This window comes from Acinetobacter sp. SwsAc6, assembly GCF_013391565.1.
Lineage (GTDB): Bacteria > Pseudomonadota > Gammaproteobacteria > Pseudomonadales > Moraxellaceae > Acinetobacter > Acinetobacter cumulans.
Genome location: NZ_JACAXE010000001.1, coordinates 114293 through 138991 on the forward strand (window position 1 = coordinate 114293; position 24699 = coordinate 138991).

The following is a 24699-nucleotide window of genomic DNA, read 5'->3' on the forward strand; positions in this document are numbered from 1 at the left end:
CTAGCTGTCAAATGGTTGAAAAGAGAAATAAGCAAACAGCACGAAAAAAACAGCAGTCTGTCACAGGTAAAACCGCCATTAGTGTTGATATGTGGCGTTTTTATTTAATGTGGAGTGTGGTTCTTCTGTGCTTTTTTGCATTGGTTGGACGTGCTTTTTATGTGCAAATTATCAACAAAGACTTTTTGCAAAATAAAGCCAATGCCAATATTTTAAGAACAGAAAAAATTCGTGCGATGCGTGGCGTGATTTATGACCGTCATGGTGTGCCTTTGGCCATTAGTACACCTGTTATGAAGGTGGTGATGGACCCGCGTGATTATTTTGATACCAAAAAACTGTTTGATGAAACCACGGCACAGCTGGCCAATGATCCGCATAACCGTAAATTAAAGCGTCAACTGCCAGATAAAAATTTAAACTTGGATGAACTTGCAGATGCAGTGGGCATGGATCGCGCAGAGCTTCGCAAAAAGTTAAATGAGCGCCCGCGTTCACGCTACTTGGTACTTAAAAAAGAAGTACCACCGCAGCAAGCTGACATGATTATGAAGCGTGAGTTTCAAGCGGTATATACCGAGAAAAACTATAAACGCTACTATCCACAGCCACAGCCGAACTCTCAAATTATTGGTTTGACCAATAGTGAAAGTGTCGGGATTGAAGGCTTGGAAATGCAGTTGAATCAACGTCTTGCAGGCACTGATGGTGAACAACAAATTGTCCGTGATAAAAAGGGCAACCGAGTTAAAGACCCAGAAGTGATTAAAGAAGTTGAACCGGGTGAAAACATTACCTTAAGTATTGATTCGCGCCTACAATATATTATGTACCGTGAATTGACTGCTGCTGGTGTGGCAAACAATGCACGTTCAGCAACTGCAATTGCAGTGGATGTGAAAACCGGTGAAATCTTGGCCATGACCAGTTGGCCGTCGTATAACCCGAATGATAAAAATGGCGTGTTGAATAAGGATGCCATGCGTAACCGTGGTGCGATTGACTCATTTGAACCAGGTTCGACAATGAAGCCATTAACAGTCGCGATGGCCTTAGAAAGTGGTAAATATACGGCCAATACGGTGGTTAATACCTCGCCAGGGTCGATGCGTGTGGGCAACCATACCATTCGTGACACCCATAACTATGGGGCATTAACCCTAGGTGGGATTATTCAAAAATCATCGAACGTTGGTGTCGCAAAAATTACCTTATCGTTGCCATATCCGACATTACCCACTTTTTATAAGCGTTTAGGTTTCGGTCAGCGCTCTGCTGTGAAATTCCCTGGCGAAAGTGGTGGTTTAATTTTACCGCCGAGCAAGTGGAATGTATCAGAAGTTGCGACCATGTCTTATGGTTATGGTTTGAATGCGACCGTGCTTCAAGTTGCAGATGCATACGCCATGATTGCCAATAAAGGCAAAAAGATGCCGTTGAGTTTATATAAATTAGACGAAGCGCCGAAAGGCGAGCAAATGATTGATGCAAAAATTGCTGATCAAGTGCTATTGATGATGGAAGCAGTAACCTTACCAGGCGGGACTGCACAGCAGGCGAATATTCCTGGTTATCGTGTCGCTGGTAAAACGGGTACGGCACATAAATTACGTCCAGACCGTAAAGGTTATTCGCAAACAGATTATCGTGCACTCTTTGCAGGGGTTGCACCTGTAAGTGATCCACGTTTAGCCATGATTGTGGTGGTGGAAAACCCGAAAGGCGCATACTACGGCGGTTTAGTTGCAGCGCCAGTATTTGCACGTGTGATGCAAGAATCATTGCGTTTAATGAACGTTCCTTTAGATAAACCTTTAGATACTCCTAAAATCCAGTAAGAGACAATCCATGACGATTTGTTTTAATGAGATATACAGCCTAACGTCTACTGCTGACTGGATGAAACAACCTTTTCAGGGTTTTAATTTGGACAGCAGATATGTATCCAAAGGGCAAATTTTTATTGCTCTGACGTCATATTCGCAACCTGAAAAAACCATACAGTTTGCCCAAAGTGCGCTAGATCGAGGTGCTTTGGCTGTAATTTCTGAAATGGATTTGAACTTAGCCAATGCCGTGACCATTCCAAATGTACGTCAATTGATGGGGCAATGGCAGAAGCAGTATTTACAAGCGACTCAACCTGTTGTTGCTGCGCGCGTGATTGCAGTAACTGGCACCAACGGTAAAACCACGATTTCTCGTCTTATTGCTGAGTTGTTGATGCTACAAGCTAAAAAGTGTGCCGTGATGGGAACGACTGGTAATGGTATTTTGCCAAATTTAGAAGCATCGTCGCATACAACTTTAGATGCGTTGCACTTACAAAATGCTTTACATGATTATGCACAGCAAGGTGCAGAGTTTGCTTCTATTGAAGCCAGTTCGCACGGTTTGGAGCAAGGGCGTTTAAATGGTTGTGCAATTGAAATTGCGGCTTATAGTAATTTAAGCCGTGATCATTTGGATTATCACAAAACCTTAGAGGCTTATGCCGAAGCGAAGTCTCGCTTATTTGCCTTTGAGTCTCTTAAAGTGGCTATCATTAATATTGATGATGAGCATGCCTCAGTTATGTTAAATGCTGCGCGTCAAAATCCAGCGCAACCTAAAATTCTAAGCTATTCAACCACGCAAAAAGCGGATTATGAAGTGTGTGATATTCAATATAGTTTGAGTGGCGCGCATTTTAAATTAATCACTGTAGATGCTGTATATGACGTGCATAGTCCGCTGTTGGGGCACTTTAATATTGAAAATATTGTGGCGAGTTTAATTGCAGCCGAGCAGGCAGGTTTTGCACTGGCAGATTTAATCGCAGTCACTCCTAAATTAAAGGGCGCACCAGGCCGCATGCAAGTGATCCGTGATGGTGAGCGCTTATTTGTTGTCGATTATGCCCATACGCCAGATGCGCTGATTCAAGTACTCGTTACCCTTAAGCGACATGTTTCCCAAAATCTTTGGGCTGTTTTTGGTTGTGGCGGGGATCGTGACCGTGGTAAACGTCCATTAATGACACAAGCAGCATTAGATTATGCGGATGTGGTCTTAATTACGTCGGATAACCCACGTACTGAAAACCCAGAACAAATTTTTGCAGATATGAAAGCCGGTATTCAGTTTGCAGGCCATATCGTGCATGAAATTCATGATCGTCGTGAAGCAATTAAATTTGCAGTCCAACACGCTCAAGATGGAGATATTGTTGTGATTGCAGGTAAAGGTCACGAAAATTATCAAGAAATCGATGGCGTACGTCATTGGTTTGACGATGTTGTTGAGGTGCAGTCTGCGATTAATGCATTGCAGGGCACAGATTCAAGCTATCCAGCTCAATAGGAAATCATCATGCATACATCTACTACAAGTACGGTGCCTTTAGAGCCATGGACAGCATCTGAGTTAGCTGAGGCTACTCAAGGCTATTGGTTAAATGATCGTGTGCCAGACACGGACATTAAGCGTATATTGACTGACTCGCGTCATGCAGAACTGGGTGATGCCTTTTTGGCATTAAAAGGGGAACGCTTTGATGCACATAATTTTGTGGCTCAAGTTGCAGCGCAGGGTTGTCAGTTGGCGATTGTTAGCCAACCTATAGACGCAGATATTTGCCAGTTGGTGGTTGCTGATACACGTTTGGCTTTGGGTCATTTGGGGGCTTATCGCCGTGCCAAACACCCAGCGCTTAAAGTGATTGCGCTGACAGGCAGTAGTGGCAAAACCACCACCAAAGAAATGTTAGGCAGTATTTTGTCTCGCCTTGCCCCGACTTTAATTACCCGTGGTAACTTAAATAATGATTTAGGTGTACCGATGATGCTGCTTGAACTCCGCTCAGAGCATCAATATGCGGTGATGGAGCTGGGCGCAAGTCATAAAGGTGAAATTGACTATACTTCAAATCTGGTACAGCCACAGGTTGCGGGCATTTTGAATATCGGTACAGCACACCTAGGTGAGTTTGGTGGTCGTGAAGGCATTTGCTTAGCAAAATCTGAAATTTATACGCATATTGCAAAAGCGGGCACATCGATTGTGCCGGCGGCAGATGATTTTACCGATCAAATTCGGGGTGCAGTACAAACAGAGCAACAGATCAGCTTTGGTCTAGGTGGTGATGTTTATGCAACCGATATTCAGTTACATGCACAGTCTGCAACGTTTAAGTTGCATACCCCTTCTGCAGAACACCTTGTAAACCTACCTTTTGCAGGTGAGCACAATGTACAAAATGCGGTGGCTGCAACTGCATTTGCTTTAGCAATAGGTATAGGTTTAGATGACATCGTCACTGGCTTAGAACAAGCGCAAGGTGCAAAAGGTCGTTTAAACTTTATTCAACATAAAACACATTTGTTTATTGATGATACTTACAATGCGAATCCGACCTCAATGCGTGCGGCAGCAGAAGTGCTGGCACAGCAAGAGGGTGTACGGGTCATGGTTGTTGGTGATATTGGCGAACTCGGTGCATCTGCGGCTCAGCAACACTACATGCTAGGTCGTGATTTAGTTTCGGTTAAAGGCATCAATTTTGTCATAGCAGTTGGTGAATTTGCACCTGCTATGCAAGAGGGTGCGCGTAGTACACAATATGGTAAAAAAATGCAGGCTTTTCTGAATCAACAGCAAGCCTTGCCTCTTTTGATTAGTCTCGTTGAAACACATCAACCTCAGTCCATGAGTTTCCTGTTTAAAGGTTCTCGTTTTACCCACATGGAAACGTTGATGGCTGAATTGATGGAGAAGCTCTAAATGCTGTTATGGTTATTTGAACACTTGGCGGGCTATCATAGCTCATTCCAAGTGGTCCGTTATTTAACACTTCGTTCTTTACTGAGTGTATTGACGGCATTATTAATTGGCTTGACCTTGGGTCCAGTCATGATTCGTAAACTCCAAGCTTTGAAATATGGTCAAGCGGTAAGTTCATTCGCACCAGAAAACCATGCAAAAAAAATGGGTACACCAACCATGGGCGGGATTTTAATCCTACTATCGATTGGTGTTTCTACCCTGTTATGGGCAGATTTATCCAACCCTTATGTGTGGATTGTACTCGGTGTAATGGTGATTTTTGGTGCCGTAGGCTGGGCAGATGATTGGATTAAAATCCGATACAAAGACAATGCGGGTTTGCCTGCAAAGAAAAAGTTCTTTTGGACATCAATTGCTTCATTAGGTGCAGGTATTGCGTTGTATGTGATTGCAACACAGCAACCTAACCCTGAACATACTGCAGATATGCTGGATGTGCTTATACCATTCTTTAAAGAATTAAGTTTGCCACTCTCTGCAATTCCATTAGGTTTAGGGTTTATTGCCTTTACATATTTGGTGATTAACGGTGCTTCAAATGCAGTGAACTTAACTGACGGTCTCGATGGTTTGGCGATTATGCCAATCGTATTGGTGGCGGCTGGTTTAGGTGTATTTGCATATCTAGCAGGTGATATTCGTTTTGCGACCTATTTACATGTACCTTATGTGAAATATGCATCCGAGCTGGTGGTCATCTGTGCGGCGATGATTGGCGCAGGTTTGGCATTCCTTTGGTATAACGCACATCCAGCCCAAATCTTTATGGGCGATGTTGGCGCATTATCTTTAGGTGCAATGCTAGGTACAATTGCGGTAATGGTTCGACAAGAAATTGTCTTTGCCATTATGGGGGGTGTATTTGTGGTTGAAGCGATTTCAGTTTTCTTGCAAATTGGCTCACTACGTATGCGAAATAAGCGCGTATTCTTAATGGCGCCATTACATCACCATTATGAAAAGAAAGGCTGGCGTGAAACCCAAGTCGTGATCCGTTTCTGGATTATCACAATTATGCTGGTAGTTTTAGGCCTAATGACCTTAAAATTGCGTTAAGCAAAATTGAAATGAAAAGCCGGTCAATTGCCCGGCTTTTTTTATGCCTCAATGGCCTTGGAGAAAATGATGAATCTGCTGATGTGCCCAGTTTGTAAAACAAACTTGGTGCTTGAGGAAAGAACATGGCGCTGTGAAAACAACCATAGTTATGATGTAGCCAAACAAGGCTATGTAAATTTACATGTGGTACAGCATAAGCACAGTAAAAACCCAGGGGATACACCTGAGTCTGTGCAAGCACGTCGTGCTTTTTTAAGTGCAGGGCATTATGCGCCCCTCCAGCAAGCTGTTGTGCAAAAAATTCGTGATTTACGTATAGAAAATCTATTGGATATTGGCTGTGGTGAAGGTTATTACACCGATGCGATGCAACAAGAAGTGTTGCAATGCGTAGGGGTAGATATTGCTAAAAATGCAGTGCAAGTGGCGGCAAAACTCAATAAAAATGTCACTTGGGTTGTGGGTACAGGGGCGACTTTACCTGTGCTTGATCAGAGTATTGATTTGTGTACGAGTTTATTTAGCCCAATCCCGCAAGAAGAAATCTTACGTGTGCTGAAACCCGAAGCTTATCTTTTGGTGGTAACGCCTGCACCTGAGCATTTATACGCGATGCGCGAAGCTTTATTTGAGGAAGTAAAAGCGCATGAGCCAAATAAATTTGCGGAGCAATTGGCTGGCAACTTTACTTTAATTGATCAAGAAATTGTGCAGTCTAAGATGTGTCTTCAGCAAGAGGATTTAAAAAATCTGATTGCCATGACGCCGTATGCATACAAAGCAAAACCTGAGCGCCGCCAGGCCCTAGAGCAGAAAAATGGCTTTGAACTGACTGCACATTATCAAATCTACATCTTTCAAAAGAAGTGATTGTTTAAGGTTGTCGCAAGATCACTAAATCTGACGATAATAAAAAAGCCCTCGAATTCGAGGGCTTTTTTATTATTGTACTTGCTGGATCAAATGATCTAAGGCATCTCCACCTTGTTTAGGCGGGGGATTGTTATTTAGTGCAGGTGGTTTAGTTTGGTTTGGCACCAAAGGTTGATCACCTGGTAAATCTTCGAAGTCATTTTGCACAGTTGGACGTGGCGCAACTGGGGCAGGGCGATATAAAGGTTGTGCTAGAGCAGGTGCTGCACGATCCTGTTTATTTGCATCTTTATTTGGTACCGCCTGACCACGTTGTACAGGAAGTTTGGCATTTTTATCAAAACGAACCCAAGATTCTGGAGTGCCTTTTAATGCATTTTCCATAAAGTTGGTCCAAATTGGTAGGGCTGCGACACCACCATATTCGCGGCGGCCCAATGTGGTTGGTTGGTCAAAGCCCACCCATGCAATCGATACCAGCTTGCCATTGAAGCCCGCAAACCATGCGTCTTTAGCATCATTGGTGGTCCCTGTTTTCCCGCCAAGGTCATTACGACCAATTTTGAGGGCAGCACGACCTGTACCATGCTGAATAACATCACGTAAGATATTGGCCATATCAAATGCAGAGCTTGATTTTAAAATACGCTGTGCTTGGCGATAATCGCCAGTATCAACTTCTGCGCTATCACTTGAAGTGGCTTCACTTGCCGAATTTGAAACTTGGAAAGCTTCATCATCTGGCGTTGCCGGATTATCGCTTTCAGGAGCAGGTTCCTTTTCATTAATACATTGGATACATGCATATTCAGGATTAGCCTGATAAATGACTTTGCCATAAGCATCTTCAATGCGACTAATAAAATGCGGTTGAATACGATAACCACCATTGGCAAAGGCAGCATAACCTGTGGCCATTTGTACAGGCAGTACTTGAGGTGTACCCAAGGCAATCGTGTAGTTACGTGGAATTTGATTTTCTTGTAAGCCAAAATCCATCAGCAATTGGCGTGTACGTTCAATCCCCACCATTTGTAATAGGCGTACAGATACCGTATTACGTGAAAGATATAATGCACGACGCAGTGGAATCATTCCGAGGTAGCGACCATCAGAGTTTTTAGGGGTCCATTTGCCAATCGTAATAGGGCTATCATTAACCATACTATAAGGCGTTAAACCACGTTCTAAGGCCAATGCATATACAAAAGGCTTAATGGTTGAGCCGGGTTGACGCCAACCTTGAACAGCACGGTTAAAGGTGGATTGATAAAAATTATATCCACCCACCACCGCTTCAATGGCACCATTATTGGGGTTAATCGCAATTAACTGCCCTTGAACTTTGGGAATTTGTACCAGTGCCCAAGCTGTTTTATTGTCATTTGGTCTTAACCGTACAATATCGTCTTTTTTGACAATTTGTGAAGCATTGCTGGGCGCATTACCCACACTATTTGCATTGCGATAAGGGCGTGCCCAAGACATGCCTGACCACGGCACCGTCACTGTGGTGCCATCTTGTAAAAGTGCATCAAAACTTGAGCGATCGACTTTTACTACTTGAGCGGGGAAGGTGTTAGCAAATGCTGTGAAATTTTTAAGCGGTTCGCCATGCGCTTCAGCACCTCGCCAACCATGACGACGGTCATAATCCTCTAAACCCTCTTGTACGGCTTGTTCCGCATAGGTCTGACGTTGGCTGTTAATCGTAGTATAGACTTTATAACCAGAGTCAATCGCTTGCTCACCCAAGGTACTAATCAGTTCTGAGCGGACCATTTCGCCGACATAGGGAAAACGATTATTTACACCTCGTTCAGGCATATCTAAATTAATAGGTTCAGCAATTCCAAGCTCATATTCTTTTTGGTTGATATAACCTAGTTGTAGCATACGCCCCAAAATCCAATTACGACGTTCAAGTGCACGTTTTGGGTTAGCAACTGGATTATATTTTGAAGGTGCTTTAGGCAGGCCAGAAATCATCGCCATTTGGCCCAATGAGAGTTCATTTAGACTTTTGTTATAATAAATCTTAGCGGCTGCGGCGATACCGTATGCATTTTTACCTAAAAATATTTTATTGACATATAAAGAGAGAATTTCTTCTTTGGTGAGATTTTGTTCTATTTTACGAGCTAAAAATACTTCGGTGAGTTTGCGTTTTAATGTACGTTCAGGGCTTAAATAATAATTCTTGGCCACCTGCATGGTAATGGTGGAACCACCTGTCTGTACATCTGAGCCTGTAATAGACTCACTAACAGCCCGACCTAAGCCTTTGAAACTAATGCCACTATGCTCAAAGAAAGAGGAGTCTTCAGCTGCTAGAAAAGCATGGATAAAGTTGGGTGGTATTTGATTGTATTCTACAGGCACAGAAAGTTTGCCACCATATTCCGCAATAAGCTCATTATCGGCACTATAAACTTGTAATGGTTTTAATAATGGTGCCTTCTTCAGAGTGGACATTTCTGGCAAAGATGGTGCAATATAGAGATACATGCCATAAAAACCCATTGGAATAGAGATCAAAATTAAAATTAAGATCAAAAAAAATGGATGAACAAGGCCTGAACAAGATAGCTTTTTCATAACAAGTAAGTTTTAATAAGAGCTAATGGCAAACTAATTAGCGGTCAGTATATCCTTAAGGCGCGCAGATTGTTATATGAGATATTGTATCTGCGATAAATTATAGGCCGATTATAGTTAGTTAGTTACTTTTTTGGGGATAAAAAAATAATAGGAATGATATTGTGCTCAGGTTATATCGTAAGCCAAATAAGGGGTTAATAGGAGTAGATATTAGTTCAACTTCTGTTAAGGTTCTGGAACTTTCTGTAAAAGGCGGCAGGCATTGGGTCGAAAGCTATGCTTTGGTACCACTGCAAGAAGGCAGTGTTGTTGAAAAAAATATCTTAAACCCTGAAGCGGTTGGGGATTCTCTTGAGCGCGCAATTAATTTAGCCAATACGCAATCTTCAAATGCAGCATTTGCAATTCCAACATCTATGGTGATCACAAAGGTCATTGAGATGGATGCGGATATGACAAGTGATGAGCGTGAAGTACAAATTCGTATGGATGCTGAACAATACATTCCATTCCCGCTGGATGAAGCAAGTCTAGATTTTGAAGTTCTCCCTGACGTTTTATCTAATCCAAATCGCGTTAATGTTTTATTGGTTGCAACGCTGATTGAAAATATCGAAGGGCGTTCTGAAGTTTTAGAAATGGCGGGTTTAACACCTAAAATTGCGGATGTCGAAAGTTTTGCATTAGAAAATGCCTTTAAGGTTTTTTCAGATACGCTACCGATGGGTGTAAAAACGGTTGGGATTTTAGATATTGGTCATAGCATGACGACCTTATATGTAATGCAAAACAATAAAGTTATCTACAGTCGTGAACAGGTATTTGGTGGTAAACAACTTACCCAAGAAATTCAAAACCGTTATGGTCTTTCTTTTGAAGAAGCTGGGCGTGCGAAAAAAACGCGTGCTTTACCAGACGATTATGATGTTGAAGTATTAGAGCCTTTTCTAGAGGCCGTAGTGCAACAAGTTGCACGTTCATTACAATTCTTCTTTTCATCTTCACAGTTCAATGAAATTGATCATATTTTATTGGCTGGGGGAAATGCCAATATTCCTGGTCTTGCAAAATTGTTACAACAAAAGCTGGGATATCGAGTCACGATTGCCAATCCATTCTTACAAATGGGTTTTTCACCTCAAATTGATATTAAAAAAATTGAAAATGATGCTTCATCATTATTGGTGGCATGTGGCTTAGCATTGAGGAGTTTTGATTAATGGCAAAAATTAACTTACTCCCTTGGCGCGATGAGCTAAGAGAGAAACGAAAAAAAGAATTTATTGCGATTTGCATTGGGGCATTTTTTCTAGGGGTTATTGCAGCAGCTGCGGTTTGGTTCTACTACGATCAGAAATTACAAGATCAAGAGCAAGCCAATCAGTTGATTGTGAGTACTAACCAAAATTTAGATGTGCAGTTAAAGTCACTCGATGGTTTACAAGAACAACGTAATGCAATTATTGAACGCATGAAGCTTATTCAAGGCTTACAAAGTCAACGTCCAATCGCAGTACATCTGATAGATGAATTGGTTCGTGTGGTACCGAGTAATGTTTATATTACAAGGTTTACTCGATCTGGAGATAAGTTTACTTTTGAAGGTAAGGCGGAAAGTCCAAACGCTGTTGCAGAATTTTTGCGTAATTTGGAAGCTTCACCTTGGTATCGAAATGCTTTCATGAATTCGTTCTTGGCTGTTGAAGTAAATAAAGATCAAGCCCCAAAATCCGTGGTTCCTCGTGTTGAAGAAAGTTATGGTAATTTTGTGGTCACTGCAGATCTAGATACGATCCCACAACCCGTAGCAAATGCAGAAGGAAGTGCTACAGGAGCTGATTCAGCAGCATCTACAGCGGAGGTGGCGAAATGAGTCGTGAAGAATTTGATGAATTAAATCAAGCATCTGTTGCGCCCGCAAAGAAAAAAATGACGCTGGATAAATTCTTACAACAATTCAATACTTTGGATCCAAATAACTATGGTAGTTGGCCCTTATCGGTCAAAATTACTTGTTGGATTTTTATTGTACTGCTGGTATTAGCTTTAGCTTATTTTGTCATGATCAAAGGCAAAATTGAATCAATCGCAAATGCAAATGCACAAGAACAAAACTTATTAAATGAATTCCGTGAAAAAGAATCTAAGTTGCGTAATTTACAACAATATCAAACTCAATTGCAGGATATGGAGGCGCGTTTTAATCAGCAATTGGATCAATTGCCGAAAGAAACTGAAATTCCAGGTTTGGTTGAAGATATCAACGTAACAGGTGTGAATTCGGGGTTGAAGTTTAAGAATATTCGACTTGAACCGGAAGTAAAGCAAGAGTTCTTTATTGAACAGCCGATTTCGATGGAAGCAACTGGTGATTATCACGCCTTTGGTAGTTTTGTAAGTGGAATTGCAGGATTATCTCGTATTGTCACTTTGCATGATTTTACGATTAGCTCTTCTGAAAATCCTCAGAAAAAATCTGAAATTCCAAGCATAAATTATACTCTTCAGGCCAAAACTTATCGTTATGTAGGTAATAGTGATAATGCATCCACGGAAGGAGCACAATAATGAAAATGAATAAAATTGCCTTATTTTCACTCATTGGCTTTGTTTTAGTTGGATGTGATAGTCGTATTGATGCAGTTAATCAAGAAATGGCAAATATTCGTAATCAACCACCTTTGCCAATTGAGCCAGCACCAGATTTTACTTCGACAGAAACCTTTGTTTATGCTGCACATCAACTAAAGAGCCCTTTCTTGCCAAGTTCATTGGCAGCAGAGCTGAAAATTATGGCGGGTAAACGTGTTTATCCAAACTTTAATCGTCAGCAACAGCCTTTAGAAAGTTATGCTTTAGAAACTTTAAATATGAAGGGAAGTTTGCGTAATCAAGCGGGTGGTATTATCGCATTGATTCAAACTCCTGATGGGCAAATTGAGCGTGTTCAACGTGGTAATTATATGGGGCTTAATCAGGGGCGTATTGTTAATATCACGCCGACACAGATTGACTTGATTGAGGTTATTCCAGATGGGCGAGAAGGATATGTGGAACGTCCGAGAAGTCTTATTTTAATTGGACCAGCACCTTAAGCTTAAAGGAATAAAAATGAAAAATAGTATGCAAGATTTTATTTTTGGGGATGGCAATACAATGAACCGTATGTTTCGTCAGTTTTCTATGGGTGCTGTAGCAATGGCTGTCATGCAAGCCGCAAGTGCGGGTGTTGCAGTGACGAATGTGGTGCCAATGCAAATTCCAGGACAGGGTACTGAAATTCGTGTCATGTTCAATGGTTTGCCACCACAACCTCAAGCTTATCAGTTGGAACAGCCATCACGTTTAGTTTTAGATTTTGATAAAGCACAGCAAAATCTTAAACAAAGCTCGATCCCAGTTGCGACCAGTGAAGCAAATTCTGTTGATATTAGTTCAGATGCGCAGCGCGCTCGTTTAACCGTCAATTTAGCTGATGCAGGCGCATTTACAACACGTGTTGAAGGGAATACGTTCATTCTAAAAATTAATGCGGCAAATGCATTGGCACCTACACCTGTAGCGGCGCAAAAGCAGGCACAAGGCATTTCTGATATTGGGTTTAAACGTGGTTCAGCTGGCGAAGGCTTAGTTGTTATTGATTTGTTAGGAAGCAATACCCCTGTTGATGTACAACAACAAGGTAGCAAAATTGTTGTACGTACTTTAGGGAATAAAGTACCAGCACATTTGGCACGTCGTTTGAATGTGAATGATTTTGCGACACCTGTTGCTACGGTAGATGCACAAAATGATCGTGGTAGTGGGTTGATTACGATTTCATCGAGTGGTAGTTATGAATACATGGCTTATCAGACAGATAATCGACTAACCATTAGCTTAAAGCGTCCTGAAGATAAAAACCCAGCGCGTGCAAAAGCTTCAAATCACTATACGGGCAAAAAGATCTCTTTAGATTTCCAAGATATTGAAGTACGTCGTGTATTACAGTTACTTGCAGATTTTACAGATATCAATATGGTTGCTGCGGATTCTGTAAATGGCAATATTACATTACGTTTAAAAGATGTTCCTTGGGATCAAGCATTAGATATTGTACTAAAAACTAAGAATTTAGATAAGCGTAGAAATGGTAATGTCATTTGGATTGCACCTGTTTCAGAGTTGATTAAAGCAGAAGAAGATGAAGCAAAAGCCATTGAGCAGAGTATAAAACTTGCACCAATTCAAACAGAATACTTAAAGCTAAGCTATGCCAAAGTTGCTGATATTGAAAAGTTAATTACACAAAGTAAGACCAACAATACGGGTGGTACAAATAGTGGTAATAATGCTTCTGATGCATTACTTAGTTCACGTGGTTCAATCTCAGTGGATGCGCGAACTAACACTTTAATTGTCAATGATACAGCTCAAAATATTGATAAAATCCGTAAGATGGTCGATTTACTTGATGTTGAAGTGAAGCAGGTCATGGTTGAGGCGCGAATAGTTACAGCTCAAACAGAATTTTCACGTGAGTTGGGTGTGAGTTGGGGCTTGCAACGTAATAATCCAAGCTTAAGTGCTGGTGCAAACGGTTCAAACGTTTGGGGTGGAGATTATTCGCCTAAGTTTGATCTAGGTGTGGACTTGGCGACTGGGACAGCGGGAACCTTTAATTTTGGTTTGTTAAAGATTTCTGATTTTATGTTGGATTTACAATTAACTGCGCTACAGTCTGATGGTCATGGTGAGGTTTTATCAGCACCAAAAGTGATGACTGGGGATAAGCAGAAGGCATCAATTTTACGTGGTGATCAAATTCCATATCAATCGTGGAGTGCTGAGGGTGGTACGACAACTAGCTTCGTTGATGCTAACCTAAAGTTAGAAGTCACGCCGAGTATTACGCCTGATGGCAAAGTACAAATGGATCTCAAAATTGAAAAAGATACCATTGGTGAACTGACTTCGGCTGGTTATCTAATCAATACAAACAAACTTGAAACCAATGTTCTAGTTGGTGATGGTGAGACGATTGTATTGGGTGGTATTTTTGATGATATCAAACGTAATCAGTATCAAAAAGTTCCATTCCTAGGTGATTTACCATTTGTTGGAGTGTTGTTTAAAAACAATGTGAAGACAAATGCGCAAACTGAGTTGCTAATTTTTGTTACGCCACGAATTGTTAATGACAGTGTTTCAAGAAATCATTAATATATTTTGAAATTAACAAAATCAAAAGGTGACTCCTTGCCAAGCAAAGAGTTTGAATCCCTACCAAATATATATTTGGTAGGGCCTATGGGGGCAGGCAAAACAACCGTTGGACGGCATCTGGCAGAATTGTTAGGGCGTGAATTTCTTGATAGTGATCATGAAATTGAGCGTAAAACAGGTGCTACCATTCCCTGGATTTTTGAAAAAGAAGGGGAAGCGGGTTTTCGTAGTCGTGAAACTATTGTTATCGATGAGTTAACGGCTCGAGAACATTTGGTTTTAGCCACAGGTGGTGGTGCAGTCACTCAAGCCCCTAACCGCGAATTTCTCAAGCATCGTGGTATTGTGGTTTATCTCTATACGCCAGTTGAAATTCAATTGCAGCGCACCTTTCGCGATAAAAATCGCCCTTTATTGCAAGTTGAAAATCCTGAACAGAAGTTGAAAGATTTACTTGCGATACGTGACCCACTCTATCGTGAAGTTGCACATCATATTATTGAAACGAATCAAGGTGCAGCGCGTGATTTAGCGCATAAAATCTTGAACTTAATCGTTTCCACTCCTGTACTTAGTCAGTCATAGATCGGCGATATTCATGCAAACCTTATATGTTGAACTTGGCGAACGCCGTTATCCTATATTTATTGGTAGTGATTTAAATCCACAAAGCTTGTTAGCACCTTATATTCATGGGCAGCAAGTGATGATTGTATCCAATGAGACAGTCGCACCACTGTATTTAGAGCACTATCAGCAATCAATCCAAGCCTTGGGTAAAACAGTTGCGACATGTATCTTGCCAGACGGTGAGAAATATAAAAATAGTGAGCATTTGAATCTTATTTTTGATGCCTTACTTCAGGCTGGCTTCAATCGAGATTGTACTGTACTTGCTTTGGGTGGTGGTGTGATTGGAGACATGGCTGGATTTGCATCGGCATGTTTCCAGCGTGGTGTGTACTTTATTCAAGTACCTACTACTTTATTGTCACAGGTAGATTCAAGTGTTGGTGGTAAAACAGGCATTAACCATCCTTTGGGTAAAAACATGATTGGTGCATTCCAACAACCTCAGGTTGTGTTGGCAGATATGTCTCAATTGGATACATTACCCGATCGTGAGTTATCAGCAGGTTTGTCTGAAGTTATTAAATATGCGTTACTTGGTGATTCAGGTTTCTTAGTTTGGCTAGAACAAAATATGGATGGCTTAGTGCAGCGTGATGCTCACTTGCTAGCAGAAGCGGTATATCGCTCATGTGCACATAAAGCGCGAATTGTGGCCAATGATGAAAAGGAACAAGGTGAGCGTGCTTTGTTAAATCTAGGTCATACCTTTGGTCATGCAATTGAATCATACTTAGGTTATGGTGAGTGGTTACATGGCGAAGCTGTTGCTGTAGGTATGATTATGGCTGCTGACTTGTCGCATCGTATGGGTTGGCTTAGTGCAGATGATGTACAACGTACAAAAAATATCATTTTACGTGCCAATTTACCTGTAGTTTGCCCTAAAATTCCATTAGATCAATTCTTGTCATATATGTCGCATGATAAAAAAGTGTTGAATGGTCAGTTGCGTTTGGTGCTAATGAAGCAACTCGGTAAAGCTGTCATCACGAAAGAATTTGATGTGGAATTAATGAAACAAGCCATTCTGGCAAATCAAAGATAAGTAAAAGGTTCATCATGGCGCTTCAAAAGGCAAAATTTCCTATCCAGCAATACGTTTGGCTCGTATTTGGAGGGGCTTGCCTGTTTGGCGCGCTCGTGTTCTGGGCGGTTACAGACACCAAAGAATTAATAGAGGTGGATAAACAGCCCGAAACAGAAGTTGAATTACAAATTCAGCCTGAAAAAGTTGCTGCAATGAACCATCTTGGTGCGTTATATGATGAGGTGAAACCTTTAGATATGACTACACGTGTGGTGGTGACTGCACAGCATGAAGCTGAGTTTCGTGGTACAAAATTCATCGCTGAACATAAAAATGATGTGGCAGTCGAGATTTTTCGTAGCTCAAATGAAGAAATTGTAAAAAGCTTCTTGAAAAAGCAAAGTGATCGTAAGCCTTTCATCTATTTGAGACTTTCTGGTGAGGATCACCCAGAGCAATATGTTTTATTGTATGGTGTGTATCGTAGTAATAGTGAAGCAAATCAGGCTATTGCAGATATGAAAATAGGGTTACCTGCTTCTGTAAAGCCAGTAGTTATTGCGATTGATCAATATCAGCCCTTGGTGAATGATTTAGGTACAGAAGAATTAAAAAATAACAGTAAGGTTTATTCAGTTAAATTAAAAACTGCACCTCTGCCACAGGTTGATGAGGCACAGTTGGCGGCAGCACGAATAAAAGCACAAGCCCAGCAGTCAGAAACACAAGTGGATTCAACGAAAAATGTTACCACGAGTACCACAGTAACTCGACGAGATGCATCGGGTAATGTGGTCAATGTGCAGAAATCTCAGAGTAGTGTAGAGCCAAGTCGCCCTAAAACAACGCCAACAAATAGTGCGGAACATGAGGTGAGTGACCCATTTAATTAGTTCGGGCTAAAATGGCGCACTAAGTTGTCATCTTATTTTAAAAGTGCGCCTTATTGGTGCAATTTTGATTAAAAATAAAACATCAAATAACAATATTGAATATAAAATCCTTAACTCCTAGATACTTGCTTGTAGGTTTCTTTAATGTGGCATGAAACTTGCTTTATTGGTGCATCAATTGAATATATCTCCCTATTTTGGCGCGAAAATGATTCGATGAGAGTGCGAAGCGGTCGGGCTGATGAGAACTGATGGTTCTGCAAAATATGTCTCAATTTACATGCAAGATTATGATTTTCGGTATATCTTAAGCATGTGAAGAAGAAATAAATTTGCTCAGCAAAACAATTTATGTGAGTAGATTAAGACTAAATCGCGAAGAAAAAATTAGATTTTGTTATTGGCTCGAAAGAGCAGTGTAGAAAAGAAGGGTACGCTATGCACATGCCATCGCCTAATACTGTAGCTCCCGCTCAAGGTTTATACCAACCGGATGAGTTTAAAGATAACTGTGGTTTCGGTTTAATTGCCCATATGCAGGGTGATGCAAGCCATGATCTCGTTAAGACCGCTATTCATAGCCTAAGCTGTATGACCCACCGTGGCGGTATTGCTGCCGATGGTAAAACGGGTGACGGCTGTGGTTTGCTTTTGGCCATGCCAAAGCAATTTTTTCGTGAAGAAGCGAAAAAAATTAGTGATATCACTTTAAGTGAAGTCTTTGCTGTCGGAACGGTTTTTCTAAATTTAGATCCAGCCCTTGCTGCGCACTCAAAACAAGTATTAACCAAAGAAATTGAATCTGAAGGCTGTAAAGTTTTAGGTTGGCGTGTTATTCCAACAAATAATGACGCTTTAGGTTCAATTGCTATGCAGTCATTGCCTGGCTTTGAACAAATTATTGTGAACTGCCCAATGGGTGTAACTGAGGTTGAATTTAACCGTAAGTTATTAATGGCGCGTCGTCGCGCTGAAGAAGCGTTAACTGCAGATCCGTATTTCTATGTAACAACTTTGTGTTCAACTGTGATCAGCTATAAAGGTTTGATGATGCCTGCATATATTGCAGACTTCTATACAGACTTAGCTGATGAACGCTTAGCCTCTCATATTGTGGTTTTCCACCAACGTTTCTCAACCAACACTTTACCGCGTTGGCCTTTGGCACAGCCATTCCGTTATTTGGCACATAATGGTGAAATCAATACCATTACGGCAAACCGTAACTGGGCAATGGCGCGTACGCCTAAATTTGAAAACCCGCTCTTGCCGGGCATTACAGAGTTGAATCCAATTGTGAACCGTACAGGTTCGGATTCATCAAGTATGGATAACATGCTTGAGCTCCTAGTCGGTGGTGGTATGGACTTGTTCCGTGCACTGCGTATGCTCGTTCCACCTGCTTGGCAAAACGTTGAAACTTTAGATGCAGATTTACGTGCGTTCTATGAGTTTAACTCGAAGCACATGGAAGCATGGGATGGTCCAGCAGGCTTGGTAATTCAAGATGGTCGTCATGCGATTTGTATGCTTGATCGTAATGGTTTGCGTCCAGCGCGTTGGGTGATTACTAAAAATGGTTACATCACGCTTGCATCTGAAATTGGTGTATGGGGTTATGAACCAGAAGATGTGATCTCTAAAGGTCGTGTAGGTCCGGGTCAAATCTTAGTGATTGATACGCATACGGGCAAAATGCTCGATACCAAAGATGTGAGCAATCACCTCAAACGCATGCGCCCATACCGTCAATGGTTACGTGAAAACTCAGTTCGTATTCAGGGTAGCCCAGAGCTTGAAGAATATTTATGTGAGCAAGGCTTAAAAGGCGATGACCTAAAAGCGGCACAAAAAATGTTCTTGGTGACTTTTGAAGAACGTGATCAATTGCTTCGTCCAATCGCAGAAAGCGGTCAAGAAGCAGTAGGTTCAATGGGTGATGATACGCCAATGGCAGTATTGTCTCGTCAAGTTCGTCACGTCTCTGATTATTTCCGTCAACAGTTCGCACAAGTAACCAATCCACCAATTGATCCATTACGTGAATCAATTGTGATGTCGCTTGAAACATGTTTAGGACGCGAGCAAAACGTATTTGAACAAAGCCCAGAACATGCAGATCGCTTGATTATTTCAAGCCCAGTTCTATCTAATTCAAAAATGCATCAAATCCGTACGATTGGTCGTACTGGCTATGAAATTGCAGATATTGATTTGAACTATGCTGTAGAAGAAGGTTTAGAAGCTGCAATTGCACGTATCTGTGAAGAAGCAGCGACGGCGATTCGCGCAGGCAAAACTTTGTTGGTTTTAACGGATCGTAAAATCCGTCAAGGCTTCTTGCCAGCCAATGCTTTGATGGCAACAGGCGCAGTGCATCATCACTTGATTAATGCTGGTCTACGTACAGATGCTAACATTATTGTTGAAACAGCTTTGGCACGTGATGCTCACCAATTTGCCGTGATCTTAGGTTTTGGTGCGACAGCAATTTATCCATACTTAGCTTATGACGTGATTAATGATTTGATCGCGAAAGGCGAGTTATTGGGTGACCCAATTCATGCACAAGCAAACTTCCGTAAAGGCATTGAGAAAGGCTTACTCAAAGTACTTTCTAAAATGGGTATTTCAACCGTTGCGTCTTACCGTGGTGGTCAACTATTTGAAGCCGTTGGTTTGTCGGATGAAGTGGTTGCGAAGTGCTTTACGGGTGTACCAAGTCGTATTAAAGGTGCAACATTTGTAGACCTTGAAAATGATTTGAAAAAATTGGCAGATTTGGCGTGGAAATCACGTAAGCCAATCGATCAAGGCGGTATGTTGAAGTTTGTCTTTGACAAGGAATACCATGCATTTAACCCAGACGTGATTAATGCTTTACACAAAGCAGTACGTTCGGGCAACTATGCAGACTTTAAAGAATATGCTGAGTTAGTGAATCACCGTCCAATCGCAACGATTCGTGATTTATTCAAACTCAAAACTGACAATTCAATTGCATTGGATCAAGTTGAATCAGTAGAAGCTATTTTACCTCGCTTCGATTCAGCAGGGATGTCTTTGGGTGCTTTATCACCTGAAGCACATGAAGCGATTGCAATTGCGATGAATACGATCGGTGGCCGTTCTAACTCAGGTGAGGGCGGTGAAGATCCAGCGCGTTATGGCACAATCCGTAACTCGAAAATCAAACAAATTGCATCAGGCCGTTTTGGTGTCACTCCTGCGTATTTAACTTCTGCAGAAGTGCTTCAAATTAAAGTGGCTCAAGGTGCAAAACCAGGTGAAGGTGGTCAGTTGCCGGGTGGTAAAGTGAACGGCTTAATTGCACGTTTACGTTACTCTGTACCGGGTGTAACGCTGATTTCGCCTCCGCCGCATCACGACATTTACTCAATTGAAGATTTATCACAGTTAATCTTTGACTTAAAACAAGTTAACCCACAGGCGATGGTGTCAGTTAAGCTTGTTTCTGAGCCGGGTGTTGGTACGATTGCGGCCGGTGTAGCAAAAGCGTATGCCGATTTCATTACCATTTCTGGTTATGACGGTGGTACAGCGGCTTCTCCACTTTCTTCAATTCACCACGCAGGCTCTCCTTGGGAGCTTGGTCTAAGCGAGGCGCATCAAGCACTTCGTGTGAATGACCTACGTGGTAAAGTCCGTGTTCAAACCGATGGTGGTTTAAAAACAGGTTTAGACGTGGTTAAAGCAGCTATTCTAGGTGCTGAAAGCTTCGGTTTTGGTTCTACACCAATGATCGCTTTGGGTTGTAAATACCTACGTATTTGTCACTTAAATAACTGTGCAACGGGTGTTGCAACACAGCAAGATCATTTACGTCAGGAACACTATATTGGTGAACCTGAAATGTTGATCAATTTCTTCCACTTTATTGCAGAAGAAACGCGTGAATGGTTGGCAGCATTAGGTGTGGCAAGTCTAAAAGACTTGATCGGTCGTACAGATTTATTAGAAGCATTACCTGGCGAAACTGAAAAGCATGCACATCTAGATTTAAGCAAATTACTTGAATCACACCCAGCAGCTGAAGGTAAAGCACAGTACTGTCAAGTTGAAGGCAATGCGCCATTTGACAAAGGCTTGCTTGCAGAGAAAATGGTGGCAGAAATGCTTCCAGCGATTGAAGCGGGTACAACGGGTGAATATAGCTTCACGATTGGTAACTGCGACCGTTCAATTGGCGCACGTATCTCGGGTGAAATTGCAAAACGCTATGGTAACTTGAGTATGGAAGCACACCCAGTTAAAGTGAATTTAACAGGTACTGCGGGTCAGTCTTTAGGTGTGTGGAACGCGGGTGGTTTGCATATTAGCCTTGAGGGTGATGCAAATGACTACGTGGGTAAAGGTATGGCGGGTGGTCGTATCTCAATTTTCCCACCAAAAGGTTCACCATTCCAAACGCAAAATACGGCAATTATTGGTAACACATGTTTGTACGGTGCGACTGGCGGTAAACTCTTTGCTGCAGGTACTGCGGGTGAGCGTTTTGCGGTACGAAACTCAGGCGCATTTGCGGTGATTGAAGGTGCAGGCGACCATTGCTGTGAATACATGACTGGCGGTATTGTGACTGTACTGGGTAAAGTAGGTCATAACTTCGGTGCTGGTATGACAGGTGGTTTTGCTTATGTACTTGATTTGGATAATGACTTCGTTGATCATTACAACCACGAACTGATTGAGTTGAACCGTATTTCTACAGAAGCGATGGAAGAGCATCAAGAATTCTTACTTCGTATCTTAGATCAACACATTAAAGAAACAGGTAGTGCTTGGGCGTATAAGATCCGCCATGAGTTTGACTTCTATAGCCGTAAATTCTGGCTTGTGAAACCAAAAGCTGCAAACTTGCAGACTTTGCTAAAAACAACTCAAGCTGATCCACAATAATTCCACTACTGCAGAGATATAGGCAGATGCAGTGCTGACTTGGAATCAGTCTGCATCTACCCACGGAGAGAGACATGGCAGAGCGCCTAAATAATGACTTTCAATTCCTGGATGTACCACGCCAAGATCCAGAGAAAAAAGATATTGATGTCCGCAAAGCAGAGTTTGTGGAAATTTATAAACCGTTCACTGCGGAAGTGGCTGCCAATCAAACACATCGCTGTTTAGGTTGTGGTAACCCTTACTGTGAATGGAAATGTCCAGTACATAACTACATTCCAAACTGGTTGAAGTTGATTGCAGAAGGTCGTATTTTCCAAGCGGCTGAACTGTGCCATCAAACCAATACTTTGCCTGAAGTTTGTGGTCGAGTATGTCCACAAGACCGTTTATGTGAAGGTGCATGTACACTGAATGATGGTTTTGGTGCTGTGACTATTGGTAATGCTGAAAAGTATATCAATGACACCGCATTTGCTTTGGGCTGGCGACCAGATATGTCATCTGTGACATGGACGGACAAAAAAGTTGCGATTATTGGTGCAGGTCCTGCAGGTTTAGGGTGTGCTGATATTTTGGTACGTAATGGCGTAAAACCCGTTGTATTTGATAAACGTCCTGAAATTGGTGGCTTACTGACTTTTGGTATTCCAGAATTTAAAATGGAAAAAGATGTGATGAAACGTCGCCGTGAAATTTTCACAGGCATGGGCGTTGAATTCCGTTTAAATACTGAAATTGGTACAGACGTGACCATTGATCAGCTACTTGCAGACTACGATGCTGTGTTTATGGGTATGGGAACATACACCTACATGAAAGGTGGTTTTGCAGGTGAAGATTTAGACGGCGTTGTTGATGCGCTGGATTTCTTGATCGCCAATGTCAATCGTACTCAAGGCTGGGAAAAAGACCCATCTGAATATATTAGTGTAGAAGGTAAAAAGGTCATTGTACTGGGTGGTGGTGACACTGCGATGGACTGTAACCGTACTTCTATTCGTCAAGGTGCTGAGTCTGTAACATGTGCATATCGTCGTGACGAAGAAAACATGCCAGGTTCGCGTCGTGAAGTGAAAAACGCGAAAGAAGAAGGCGTTGAATTTAAATTCAACCGTCAACCGATCGAAATCGTCGGTGAAAATGGCAAAGTGACAGGCGTTAAAGTTGTAACGACTCAGTTGGGTGAGCCAGATAGCCGTGGTCGTCGTAGTCCTGAACCAATTCCAGGTTCTGAAGAAGTTCTTCCTGCTGATGCGGTACTTCTTGCCTTTGGTTTCCGTACTTCTCCGGCAGATTGGTTTGCAGGTGTGAACATTAATTTGGATGGTTCCGGTCGTGTAGTGGCAGCAGAACAGCAAGAATTTAAATTCCAAACGTCAAATCCAAAAATCTTCGCTGGTGGCGATATGGTTCGTGGTTCTGACTTGGTAGTTACTGCAATTGCAGAAGGTCGTCAGGCTGCGGAAGGCATCTTAGATTACCTTGATGTTTAATTGAGCCTATATCGTTTTAAAACCCGCCTCGGCGGGTTTTTTATTGGGCTGACTGCCTAAAATGATACGTATGTGGTCTATTCGGATAAATCCATCTTCAGATTGTAAAACAAGACTGAAAATTGAACAATTTTGCAAATGGGCTAAGCTTTTTTGCCATGTGTGCATGGCTTTATGATGCTCATACTGGATTCTTGAATTCTAAATTAGAGATGTTCAAAATGACTGTAGTGACGACACAAAAATCATATCAAAATCGTCCAAAAGCCATTGGTATTACTGCACGTAAACTACAGTTTAATCCTAAGGCTATTCGCCGGCACTATTTTGCCAATTCACCTGTGATGTCACATTTATTGACCGCACTGTCTTCAACATTTCCAATTGGTGAGCAATTTTTTGTACATAGTGTACGTAATGTGCGGAATCAGGTGACGGATGAAAAATTGCAGGCGCAAATCGCTGCATTTATTGGTCAGGAGGCGATGCATTCTAAGGCGCATGCCGAATTTAATGATGCTTGGCGTTCAGACGATTATAACTTAGATCGTTTTCAAGCATGGTTAGCGTGCAAAGATAGCTATGTGAAAAACCTACATCCTAAAATTCAATTAGCAATTACCTGTGCCTTTGAGCATTTTACCGCGCTATTGGGGGGCTATATTTTGCGTCATCCAGAGGTGTTAAGTACTTTAGATTCAGATGCTGTAAAGCTCTGGGTTTGGCATGCGATAGAAGAGATTGAACACCGCTCAGTGGCATTTGATGTCTATCAGCATGTTTATGGTGATGACAAGATCCGCCGTATGATTATGCGTAGTGTGACTACAGGTTTTGCCAGTTTAACTTTTTATTCTGCCACTAAGCTGTTTATGCAATACCGTAAAAAGAGTTTGCCCAAAGTAGGCGGTAATATTTTTGGCACGTATTTGTTGGCTAAAATGTTTATACAGTTAATTCCAGAATATTTATCTTATTACAAACAGAACTTTCATCCTTCTGAAATTGATTACACGGACATTGTGCAGTATTGGAAACAGCAACTTGCAGATGAATACCATGTGGAAAGCTTTCAAACGGAGCAGACGCTTATACGATATAGTTGAATGATGATGAAAGGCCCAAGAATTGAGCTTTTTTAATGTGTTTTTATCTTGTTAAAGAAATG

The 24699-nt window shown here is 41.7% G+C and carries 17 protein-coding genes; 16 read left to right on the forward strand and 1 reads right to left on the reverse strand.

Annotated elements, in window-relative coordinates; genetic code table 11:
• Positions 1-11: 11 nt before the first annotated feature.
• The 5 genes from ftsI to HYG93_RS00560 all read left to right on the forward strand — a co-directional run bounded on the left by ftsI (position 12) and on the right by HYG93_RS00560 (position 6753).
• A complete protein-coding gene (ftsI, locus tag HYG93_RS00540) occupies positions 12-1838 on the forward strand; it encodes a penicillin-binding protein PBP3 (RefSeq protein WP_117006906.1) in 1827 nt (608 codons plus the stop codon).
• Positions 1839-1848: 10 nt separating this feature from the next.
• Positions 1849-3342, forward strand: coding sequence for a UDP-N-acetylmuramoyl-L-alanyl-D-glutamate--2,6-diaminopimelate ligase (locus HYG93_RS00545; protein WP_120363892.1), 1494 nt, complete (start codon positions 1849-1851; stop codon positions 3340-3342).
• Positions 3343-3351: 9 nt separating this feature from the next.
• Complete coding sequence (gene murF, locus HYG93_RS00550; protein ID WP_120363893.1) at positions 3352-4761, forward strand: UDP-N-acetylmuramoyl-tripeptide--D-alanyl-D-alanine ligase; 1410 nt, start codon at positions 3352-3354, stop codon at positions 4759-4761.
• The gene (gene mraY / locus HYG93_RS00555; protein ID WP_106983924.1) at positions 4762-5880 is read left to right on the forward strand and encodes a phospho-N-acetylmuramoyl-pentapeptide-transferase; all 1119 of its coding nucleotides are present in this window, start codon (positions 4762-4764) and stop codon (positions 5878-5880) included.
• A 69-nt stretch (positions 5881-5949) separates the two neighbouring features.
• Positions 5950-6753: a putative RNA methyltransferase gene (locus HYG93_RS00560; protein ID WP_106983925.1), complete on the forward strand. Its 804-nt coding sequence runs from the start codon at positions 5950-5952 to the stop codon at positions 6751-6753.
• 72 nt (positions 6754-6825) lie between these two features.
• Here HYG93_RS00560 and ponA read toward each other — a convergent pair whose 3' ends face one another.
• Positions 6826-9354, reverse strand: coding sequence for a penicillin-binding protein PBP1a (gene ponA, locus HYG93_RS00565; RefSeq protein WP_120363896.1), 2529 nt, complete (start codon positions 9352-9354; stop codon positions 6826-6828).
• 164 nt (positions 9355-9518) lie between these two features.
• Here ponA and HYG93_RS00570 point away from each other — a divergent pair, with 164 nt between their 5' ends.
• The 11 genes from HYG93_RS00570 to HYG93_RS00620 all read left to right on the forward strand — a co-directional run bounded on the left by HYG93_RS00570 (position 9519) and on the right by HYG93_RS00620 (position 24637).
• Entirely contained in the window at positions 9519-10577 is a 1059-nt protein-coding gene (locus HYG93_RS00570; RefSeq protein ID WP_178961624.1) for a pilus assembly protein PilM, read from the forward strand.
• Positions 10577-11230, forward strand: a complete 654-nt coding sequence (locus HYG93_RS00575; RefSeq protein ID WP_120363897.1) for a PilN domain-containing protein — start codon at positions 10577-10579, stop codon at positions 11228-11230. Before HYG93_RS00570 ends, HYG93_RS00575 begins: the two co-directional genes overlap by 1 nt.
• The gene (locus HYG93_RS00580; RefSeq protein ID WP_106983929.1) at positions 11227-11925 is read left to right on the forward strand and encodes a type 4a pilus biogenesis protein PilO; all 699 of its coding nucleotides are present in this window, start codon (positions 11227-11229) and stop codon (positions 11923-11925) included. The genes HYG93_RS00575 and HYG93_RS00580 overlap by 4 nt, the downstream gene beginning before the upstream one ends.
• Positions 11925-12452, forward strand: coding sequence for a pilus assembly protein PilP (locus tag HYG93_RS00585; RefSeq protein WP_106983930.1), 528 nt, complete (start codon positions 11925-11927; stop codon positions 12450-12452). Before HYG93_RS00580 ends, HYG93_RS00585 begins: the two co-directional genes overlap by 1 nt.
• A gap of 16 nt (positions 12453-12468) precedes the next feature.
• Positions 12469-14559: a type IV pilus secretin PilQ family protein gene (gene pilQ, locus HYG93_RS00590; protein ID WP_106983931.1), complete on the forward strand. Its 2091-nt coding sequence runs from the start codon at positions 12469-12471 to the stop codon at positions 14557-14559.
• A 36-nt stretch (positions 14560-14595) separates the two neighbouring features.
• Complete coding sequence (gene aroK, locus HYG93_RS00595; protein ID WP_106983932.1) at positions 14596-15147, forward strand: shikimate kinase AroK; 552 nt, start codon at positions 14596-14598, stop codon at positions 15145-15147.
• A 13-nt stretch (positions 15148-15160) separates the two neighbouring features.
• Positions 15161-16240: a 3-dehydroquinate synthase gene (aroB, locus tag HYG93_RS00600; protein ID WP_120363898.1), complete on the forward strand. Its 1080-nt coding sequence runs from the start codon at positions 15161-15163 to the stop codon at positions 16238-16240.
• Between the two features lie 14 nt (positions 16241-16254).
• Positions 16255-17115: a hypothetical protein gene (locus HYG93_RS00605; RefSeq protein WP_117006900.1), complete on the forward strand. Its 861-nt coding sequence runs from the start codon at positions 16255-16257 to the stop codon at positions 17113-17115.
• Between the two features lie 444 nt (positions 17116-17559).
• On the forward strand, positions 17560-22035 hold the full coding sequence (gene gltB / locus HYG93_RS00610) for a glutamate synthase large subunit (RefSeq protein ID WP_106983935.1): 4476 nt from the start codon (positions 17560-17562) through the stop codon (positions 22033-22035).
• 74 nt (positions 22036-22109) lie between these two features.
• Positions 22110-23531, forward strand: coding sequence for an FAD-dependent oxidoreductase (locus tag HYG93_RS00615; protein ID WP_117006899.1), 1422 nt, complete (start codon positions 22110-22112; stop codon positions 23529-23531).
• Positions 23532-23752: 221 nt separating this feature from the next.
• On the forward strand, positions 23753-24637 hold the full coding sequence (locus HYG93_RS00620; protein ID WP_178961625.1) for a metal-dependent hydrolase: 885 nt from the start codon (positions 23753-23755) through the stop codon (positions 24635-24637).
• Positions 24638-24699 lie beyond the last annotated feature (62 nt).

Coding starts and splice junctions, on each gene's coding strand:
- ftsI (WP_117006906.1), top strand. CDS start 12: ATGGTTGAAAAGAGAAATAAGCAAACAGCACGAAAAAAACAGCAGTCT.
- murF (WP_120363893.1), top strand. CDS start 3,352: ATGCATACATCTACTACAAGTACGGTGCCTTTAGAGCCATGGACAGCA.
- ponA (WP_120363896.1), bottom strand. CDS start 9,354: ATGAAAAAGCTATCTTGTTCAGGCCTTGTTCATCCATTTTTTTTGATC.
- pilQ (WP_106983931.1), top strand. CDS start 12,469: ATGAAAAATAGTATGCAAGATTTTATTTTTGGGGATGGCAATACAATG.
- HYG93_RS00620 (WP_178961625.1), top strand. CDS start 23,753: ATGACTGTAGTGACGACACAAAAATCATATCAAAATCGTCCAAAAGCC.
- HYG93_RS00585 (WP_106983930.1), top strand. CDS start 11,925: ATGAAAATGAATAAAATTGCCTTATTTTCACTCATTGGCTTTGTTTTA.
- HYG93_RS00545 (WP_120363892.1), top strand. CDS start 1,849: ATGACGATTTGTTTTAATGAGATATACAGCCTAACGTCTACTGCTGAC.
- HYG93_RS00615 (WP_117006899.1), top strand. CDS start 22,110: ATGGCAGAGCGCCTAAATAATGACTTTCAATTCCTGGATGTACCACGC.
- gltB (WP_106983935.1), top strand. CDS start 17,560: ATGCCATCGCCTAATACTGTAGCTCCCGCTCAAGGTTTATACCAACCG.
- HYG93_RS00605 (WP_117006900.1), top strand. CDS start 16,255: ATGGCGCTTCAAAAGGCAAAATTTCCTATCCAGCAATACGTTTGGCTC.
- HYG93_RS00575 (WP_120363897.1), top strand. CDS start 10,577: ATGGCAAAAATTAACTTACTCCCTTGGCGCGATGAGCTAAGAGAGAAA.
- mraY (WP_106983924.1), top strand. CDS start 4,762: ATGCTGTTATGGTTATTTGAACACTTGGCGGGCTATCATAGCTCATTC.
- HYG93_RS00560 (WP_106983925.1), top strand. CDS start 5,950: ATGAATCTGCTGATGTGCCCAGTTTGTAAAACAAACTTGGTGCTTGAG.
- aroB (WP_120363898.1), top strand. CDS start 15,161: ATGCAAACCTTATATGTTGAACTTGGCGAACGCCGTTATCCTATATTT.
- HYG93_RS00580 (WP_106983929.1), top strand. CDS start 11,227: ATGAGTCGTGAAGAATTTGATGAATTAAATCAAGCATCTGTTGCGCCC.